This window comes from Johannesbaptistia floridana, from assembly GCF_057440575.1.
In genome coordinates, this window is record NZ_JALKVM010000328.1 from 1 (window position 1) to 7683 (window position 7683).

The window sequence follows — 7683 nt, forward strand, 5'->3', positions numbered from 1 at the left end:
CCTATTTCTACGTGATAATCCCGGTCATCTATAGGTATCTCTAGATAGGCATCTTGGGCTTGATTATCCCATTGGGTGATGCTGATTAACTCTGAATCTGAGTAAAGATAAAGGGTTAATTCTGATAAATTTGAGCTAATTGAAGCAGGTATTTCCCAATAGGCATAGGCATTTTTACAGTCACGGGCTACTAAAATTATGCGACTGGATGGGATAGTGGGGGTCCTCTCCTCTTCTGGTGCGATGGTAGTAGCCGCTAATCCTGTCGCGGCCGCTAATCCTGCTGCTGTAGCCAGAGGAGTTATTATCTTTTCGGTTTCTACAGGGCAAGGAGGTACATGAATGGCATCAGAGCGAGCGATGCTAAACCAATTACCGTTTGAATTAGTATAGCCGATATCTGCCACATAATCTCGATCATCTCTAGGTATAGAAATATGTAAGTCTTGATTTTGTAGTTCTAGGGGAGATTCTTTCATCATTTCTCCCTGATGGATATTTTGGTCCGTTACATCATAGAGACGTAACTTAATCTGTTGTCTATCCTGGAGTGATGTCAGATTTTCTTCAGGTATTTCCCAATAGGCGTAAGCTTGTTGACAACTACGAGGAACTAAAATAAGATGGCTGCAAGCTGGAACTTTTACAGCTTCTGAAGTAGCTAAACTAAGCCAAGTATTATCAGCGGTGGTATAACCTATCTCCGCCACATAACTACGATTATCTCGGGGTATAGATACATGATAATCTTGAGCATTTTGGTCACAATCATATTCAGTATATTCAGAAGTGTCTACTGGTACGTCCCTATTTGTGGAAGTAGTTTCGTAGATTCTCAATTTCAGGAGTTCTCCACCTTCGTCTCTGATGGCTTGCTGACGAGAATCAGGAATCTCCCAATAGACATAAGCATTTTTACAGTCACGAGGTACTAAAATGATCCGGCTATTTTGGCTGACTAGCGGCACTACTGGCGGCACGACAGAAGGTTCGGGGGTTGGTTCTGCTTCTGGTTCTGCTTCTGGACCTTTTTTGCCTAGGAGGAACCATAATAAACCTAAGACTGCTGCTAGGGGGAATAACCATACCCACCACGGTATACCACTGTCTGGTTCTTCTGTTTGTACTGGAGGAGGATTTTCAGTCGCTGGCGTGGTATCTTGTGTTATGGTTTCTGTATCTTCTCCTACAACAAATCCCAGGAAACTTTGAGCGGCTTCATTAGGTTCTTGGTAATAGACATAGGCTAGGGGTTGAGAAAAGGGGTATCTTATGTCCGTAGGTAGAGTGCCACGCATAGGCACAATAGTTACAGTGTCTCCTAATTCAGCAACTTTGTTATAAATTCCGTAACTAATACCATTAGTCCCCAATTCTTCTACTAATTCTTCTAGGGTAGCTTCATCATCAATTATTACGGCATTGGGTGCTGATTCAAAAGGTTTTTCAGTAAAAACAGGATATTTACTCAAAGCTTGGCGAGTATCGCTATCTTCTGGGCGATCTACTAGTTTAATTTCTGCATCAGGTCCTCCTACTTCGTTCCAATTGGTAATTTCACCTCGAAAAATTTGAGCAAATTGTTCTTCGGTGAGATCCGGTGTAAAGGGGTTATCTTTGCCGATGATTATGGCAATTTTATTAATTTCTCCAAAATCTCTGCCTTTGAATTCTGCAAATTCTACAGATTGGAATCCTTGTTGTACTTCTTCTGCCGTTAAAGGTCTTCCAATCGCTGCTAAGTCTATATTCCCTTCTTTTAAGGCTTCTAAGGCTTCATCAGTACCATTGTACTCAATTTCAACTTGAGCCCCTTCGTATGTAGATTCAAAGTTTTCTTGATAATCTTTGTTGATTTTTTCCATCGCTATATCACCATCAATTCTTACTGTGGTGCCATCAGCAACTGTCTCAGGTCTAACAAAGGTGGGGTCATTTTGGGCAAAAACTTCTTCTATTCTCCGAGATTGCCCTATAGCTTCAGTGGTACTAGCTATAGTTAGCATTAAAGCTAAAGTAATTAAAGAGTGGCTATGTTTTCTTTTCATTGTTTATTTCAATTAGTATTGATTTTATAATTATGGTTTAAGCTTTAGTAAAATTTATTGTCAACTATGTCTAACCACTAGGGTGTGTTAGTAGCTTTCAATATATTTGATAACTTAAGCTAAATCTGTATTGTCCTGTTTAGTTCAACTGAATAATCAGATATATAATTCCCTCCAGAGAATTTTGCTGCTAACCCTAAAGCGCTAGATTTTCATGATGATTAGCATCTTTTTTAAACTGAAATTGGAAACTACCCCTTGTTTCGTTGAACTTATTTTCATTTTGTACTGTCATGTTAGTTTTTAGCTGTTATTTTAATACAAAAACGTGATAGTTTTTCTTTTAAAGGCGATCGCCCCTAAAAAAAATAACTAAATGCTCAAAAAAATCCTCAAATCACAACCTTTTATTTACCGTCAAGTACAATTATCTAAGCGTAAAAGACGTTTAAAACTAGATAAGCCTGATTGGCAACACTTTGTTAATTCTGATTCTCTGGCTTGGCAAAATGCTCTAAATCAAGCTGTTTCAGGAGCAAAAATTCTTATCCCTACCAGTGTCGGTGGAGATATTCATATTATTTCTATAGAAAGCCTAATAGCTGCGGCACTTACCCTCAGAGGTGCCCAAGTACATATTTTACTTTGTGATGGTGTTTTACCGGCTTGTTTTTGGTGTGATGCTACTTTTTTCCCGAAACATGAATATTTTGCTAAACAAGGACCACAAATAGACCTGTGTCAACATTGTTTCCCTTTTGCTGAGAAAGTTTTACAACCCTTAGGAGTAACTATACATCGCTACAGCGACTTTCTAACCCCAGAAGACTATAGCAAAGCTGAGGCGATCTCCTCCCGACTTAATACAAATGAAATATCAAACTACAGTCAAAAAAACATCAAAATTGGGGAACACGCTTTAGCGGGAGCCTTACGTTTCTATGCCCGTGCCGATATAGAATCTGAAACTTGGGGAGAAGCTATTTTAAAACGTTATTTCCAAGCCGCCTTACTCACAACCTGGGCAACAGAAAAACTCCTCACTACCCATAACTATCAATGTGCTGTATTTAATCATGGTATATATGTCCCCCAAGGATTAACGGGAGAAGTAGCCCGTCAACAGGGTGTGAGAGTAGTTAACTGGAATCCCGCTTATCGTAAACAATGCTTTATTTTCACCCATGGGGATACCTACCACCATAAACTCATGGAGGAGGATACAAATAATTGGTCAAATTTGCCCTGGAATCAATCTAGAGAAAAGCAACTACTAAACTATCTCAAAAGTCGCTGGGTAGGTAGTCAAGATTGGATTTGGTTTCACGAAAGTCCAGAATTTGACTTAAAAGCGATAGCCACAGAAATTGGCGTTGATTTTTCTCGACCTTGTATCGGCTTACTAACTAACGTGATGTGGGATGCCCAACTTCACTACCCAGCGAATGCCTTTGAGAGTTTGCTGACTTGGGTATTAGAAACTATTAATTATTTTCAAAAACGTCATGATTTACAATTACTAATTCGTGTACATCCTGCGGAGATTCGGGGCACATTACCCTCTCGTCAGCCAATTGTCTCAGAAATTGCCAAAGTTTTCCCTCAACTACCTCCCAATGTCTTTATTATTCCTCCCGAAAGTCAAGTTAGTACTTATGCAGCTATGCTTGCCTGTAATGCTGTTTTGATTTACGGTACTAAAATGGGTGTAGAATTAACTAGTGTAGGTATACCAGTGATTGTGGCTGGAGAAGCCTGGATTCGCAATAAACAAATCACCTATGATGCTAGTTCAGTTAAGGAATATTTAGCATATTTAGACAAATTACCCTTCAAGGAAAATTTAACAGCAGATAAATTAATTAGAGCCCGTAAATATGCCTATCATTTCTTTTTTCGCCGCATGATTCCCCTGGAATTTACCACCGAAGCACAAAACGCCTCAGAATTTAAACTCAAAGATTTACAAGTATCTGATTTATTACCTGGTAAAAGTAAGGGTTTAGATATTATCTGTGAGGGTATTCTTACCGGGAGTGAATTTATTTATCCGGCGGAATTATTCTAAAGAAAAAACCAAATTGTTAAAATATGGCTATGCAAAGAAAATAAAAAATAACTATGTCTTCTCCAGATAAACGCCTTGTTTACAGTGAATTTGGTACAGCTGCCGATTCAGAAACTCCTGAGTCTGAACAAATAGATTTACCCCCTAATCAACAGCATCCTCGGGTACAAACCTCAAAAGCCGGACGTAAGGGTAAGACTGTAACTATCATAAGTGGTTTTCAAGCTTCTCAAGGAACTTTGCAAAAGCTACTAAAACAGTTTAAAACTCAATGTGGTAGTGGTGGCACTCTCAAAGATAATATTATTGAAATCCAAGGAGACCACAAAGACAAAATATTGCAAACTTTGATTAAGCTAGGATACAAAGCCAAAATCAGTGGAGGCTAATTAGATTAGTCATTAAATAATGTCTTTACCACGTTTTTTAGCGATAATTTGCGGCATAAGTTTGATTATTGGGTTGATGCTATGGTTAATAGCCTCTATTTCTCAATTATATCTTCAGATTGCCTATACTTCTCCTTTGTTAGCTAATCTCTTAATATTTTTACTAGTGGTTTTACTAGGAGTAATAGTAGTTGTTTTTCTCTATTATTTTAATCTACCCTGGTTGAATAAAACCAAAGGTTCAAGTAAATCAAAGACTAGATTACCCCGAGTACCCTTAGAAAAGACTGAAGCAGCTACAGAAACTCTTAAAGCTATACGTCAACAGGTAGAACAAATTCAAGACGAAGTAGCAAAAGAAGTATTAATGAAGCGAACTCAAGAGATTGAAGCTAACATGGCTAGGGGGGAGTATCGAGTAGTTATCTTCGGGACAGGTTCTGCGGGTAAAACCTCCCTAGTTAATGCTTTATTTGGGGAAATAATTGGGGAAGTAGAGGCAACCATGGGAACTACTAAAATTGGAGAAAGCTATCTATTACATCTCCAAGGTTTAGGAAGAAATATATTACTAACTGATACTCCAGGAATCTTAGAAATGGGAATCGCAGGCAGCGAAAGAGAGAATTTAGCCTATGAATTAGCTAGTGAAGCTGATTTACTCCTATTTGTAGTAGATAATGATATACGTCAATCAGAATACGGCCCCCTACGAACATTAGCAGAGATTGGGAAGCGATCGCTGTTGATTTTTAATAAAATTGACTTATATAGCGAAGAAGATAGAGAGACGATTTTAAAAAACCTGCAAGAAAGAGTAAAAGCGTTTCTATCAGCATCAGAAGTAGTGGCGATCGCTGCAAATCCTCAACCAGTAAAATTACCTAGTGGAGAGTTAATAACTCCAGAACCAGAAATTCTCCCCCTAATCAGACGTTTAGTAGCTTTATTACGCGCTGAAGGAGAGGATTTAATTGCCGACAACATTCTGTTACAATCTCAACGTCTTGGGGAAGATGCGCGGTCTCTAATTGACCAACAAAGGCGTAAACAGGCAGATAAAATTATCTCTCGCTATCAATGGATTGGCGCTGGGGTAATTGCGATGACACCTTTACCAGTAGTTGATATGTTAGCTACAGCGGCAGTTAATGCCCAAATGGTAGTAGAAATTGGTCAAGTTTATGGTTGTGAAATCAATCGGAGTCGCGGCCAAGAATTAGCCTTATCTTTGGGAAAAACCCTAATTAGTTTAGGGGTAGTCAAAGGCGCTGTAGATTTAATTGCTAAAGCGTTACAATTTACCGTAGCTACTTTTTTGGTAGGTAAAGCTATTCAGGGAGTAAGCGCTGCCTATTTAACACGTATTGCCGGAAAAAGTTTTGTAGAATATTTTCGTCAGGATCAAGACTGGGGTGATGGAGGCATTGCTGAGGTGGTAAAACAACAGTTTCAACTGAGTCGTAAAGATGAGTTTGTTAAAGGTTTTGTCAAAGAAGCTGTTAATAAAGTGGTACAACCTTTAGCCGAAAGTTTTGATGAAAATTGGGAACCCAAGGCGGTAGAAGAGGATAATCAGGAACATTGGTAAAATTAATTTGATGGGGATATTGAGTCAACTCAGACCAAAGCATCTTTATCCAAAGTTACTTGTGGTGGTTGAGTAATGAGTAACGAGTAATGAATAATGAGTTAAAGAATTAATGCTCAACGCTTAAAAATTGGTTGACCTTTGCTACTTTTCTTAGGCGAAAAAGAAATGAACTTTTTCTGAGGTTAATTTAGTACATAAGTACTGGTGCTTTGATATGAGGAAGGGAAGGAAGAAGGTATGAAGGTAGAACTTTATCATAACTAATTAAACGGACATGATATTACTCATTACTTATTACTTCAAAACTCATTACTCAAAAGGGCGATCGCACTTCCGTGTTGAGGGAGCTTGTAGGTTGGGCAGGGAGATAACCCAACAGCATGCCTTCAGTTTAAGCTTGTTGTCAATTTTTAATAGTAAAATATAATTTTACTATTAAACAAAATAAGTTCATTATGAATTACCAAAATATAATTACTATAGAATCGGGAAAACGAAGTGGGAAACCCTGTATTAGAGGAATGCGTATAACTGTTTCTGATATTCTGGAATATTTAGCAGGTGGAATGACAGAAGCAGAAATTCTGGAAGATTTTTCTGAATTAACCCATGAAGATATTAAGGCTTGTTTAGCTTTTGCTGCTGATAGAGAGAGAAAATTATTTGTCGCATCCTCATGAAATTATTATTGGATGAGAATTTGTCAGATAGAATTATTAGTAAAATCATAGATTTGTATCCTGATTCTGACCATGTTAAGACATTAGGACTTCTCAATACTGACGATTCTGTGATTTGGGAATTTGCCAAATTCAATGATTTTGTAATTGTTTCTAAAGACTCTGATTTTTACCAACGTAGTTTATTATATGGTGATCCCCCAAAGTTTATCTATCTGCGGATTGGCAACAGCCCCACTTCCAAAATTGTAGAAATTTTAAAAAATAATTTTTCAACTATTACAGAATTTTTAAACAGTAAAACAGAAAGTATTTTGATATTAACTTAATTGCAACGGTTGAAAAGGCAAGATGATTTCCCTAAAATAAGAAGAATAATAAATAATTCTTTATGAAAGTCCGTGAAGTAATCAAACGATTAAAAGCTGATGGTTGGTATGAAGCAAGAATCAGAGGTAGTCATCGAGTTCTCAAACATCCACATAAATCAGGTATTGTTGTTGTACCAGGCAATTTTGGTGATGACGTAGCCATTGGGACATTAAAAAATATTTGGAAACAAGCACAATTAGAGGATTAAAAATGAAAGAATACTATGTAATTTTTGAATGGGCAGGAAATAACTATTCAGCTTATGTACCCGATTTACCTGGGTGTATCTCCACAGGTAAAACCCTTGAAGAAACGGAAATAAATATTAAAGAAGCAATTGAACTATATATTGATACTTTAAAAGAAGATGGTCAAATAATTCCAGAACCTTCTATTAAAGCTAAACTGATCTGTATTGGTGCTTAAAGATTAAAGGCGATCATTTATTAAAGTCTGTTTGTGTTGGGTTGCACTTCCTTTAACCCAACCTACTGATTATTTTGAGAGAGATATTGAGTCAAGGAGATCGCAC

General features: G+C 37.5%; 8 protein-coding genes. 7 read left to right on the top strand and 1 reads right to left on the bottom strand.

The genetic code is table 11. The features are described 5' to 3' along the window. On the bottom strand, positions 1-2048 hold a 2048-nt coding region (locus MW688_RS18715; protein WP_486737531.1), incomplete at its 3' end, for a DUF4912 domain-containing protein. Between the two features lie 376 nt (positions 2049-2424). Between MW688_RS18715 and MW688_RS18720 the strand changes: the two genes are divergently transcribed. The 7 genes from MW688_RS18720 (at position 2425) to MW688_RS18750 (ending at position 7577) form a co-directional block, all read left to right on the top strand. Further along, positions 2425-4116, top strand: coding sequence for a capsule biosynthesis protein (locus tag MW688_RS18720; protein ID WP_486737532.1), 1692 nt, complete (start codon positions 2425-2427; stop codon positions 4114-4116). A gap of 53 nt (positions 4117-4169) precedes the next feature. After that, positions 4170-4505: a translation initiation factor gene (locus MW688_RS18725; protein ID WP_486737533.1), complete on the top strand. Its 336-nt coding sequence runs from the start codon at positions 4170-4172 to the stop codon at positions 4503-4505. A 19-nt stretch (positions 4506-4524) separates the two neighbouring features. Further along, a complete protein-coding gene (locus MW688_RS18730; protein ID WP_486737534.1) occupies positions 4525-6096 on the top strand; it encodes a YcjF family protein in 1572 nt (523 codons plus the stop codon). Between the two features lie 458 nt (positions 6097-6554). Continuing rightward, a complete protein-coding gene (locus MW688_RS18735) occupies positions 6555-6779 on the top strand; it encodes a DUF433 domain-containing protein (RefSeq protein WP_486737535.1) in 225 nt (74 codons plus the stop codon). Beyond that, positions 6776-7108 (top strand): DUF5615 family PIN-like protein, encoded by a 333-nt coding sequence (locus tag MW688_RS18740; RefSeq protein ID WP_486737536.1) that lies wholly within the window; start codon positions 6776-6778, stop codon positions 7106-7108. Before MW688_RS18735 ends, MW688_RS18740 begins: the two co-directional genes overlap by 4 nt. A gap of 62 nt (positions 7109-7170) precedes the next feature. After that, positions 7171-7359: a type II toxin-antitoxin system HicA family toxin gene (locus MW688_RS18745; RefSeq protein WP_486737537.1), complete on the top strand. Its 189-nt coding sequence runs from the start codon at positions 7171-7173 to the stop codon at positions 7357-7359. Between the two features lie 2 nt (positions 7360-7361). Then, the gene (locus MW688_RS18750) at positions 7362-7577 is read left to right on the top strand and encodes a type II toxin-antitoxin system HicB family antitoxin (RefSeq protein WP_486737538.1); all 216 of its coding nucleotides are present in this window, start codon (positions 7362-7364) and stop codon (positions 7575-7577) included. The last annotated feature ends 106 nt before the right edge of the window (positions 7578-7683 follow it).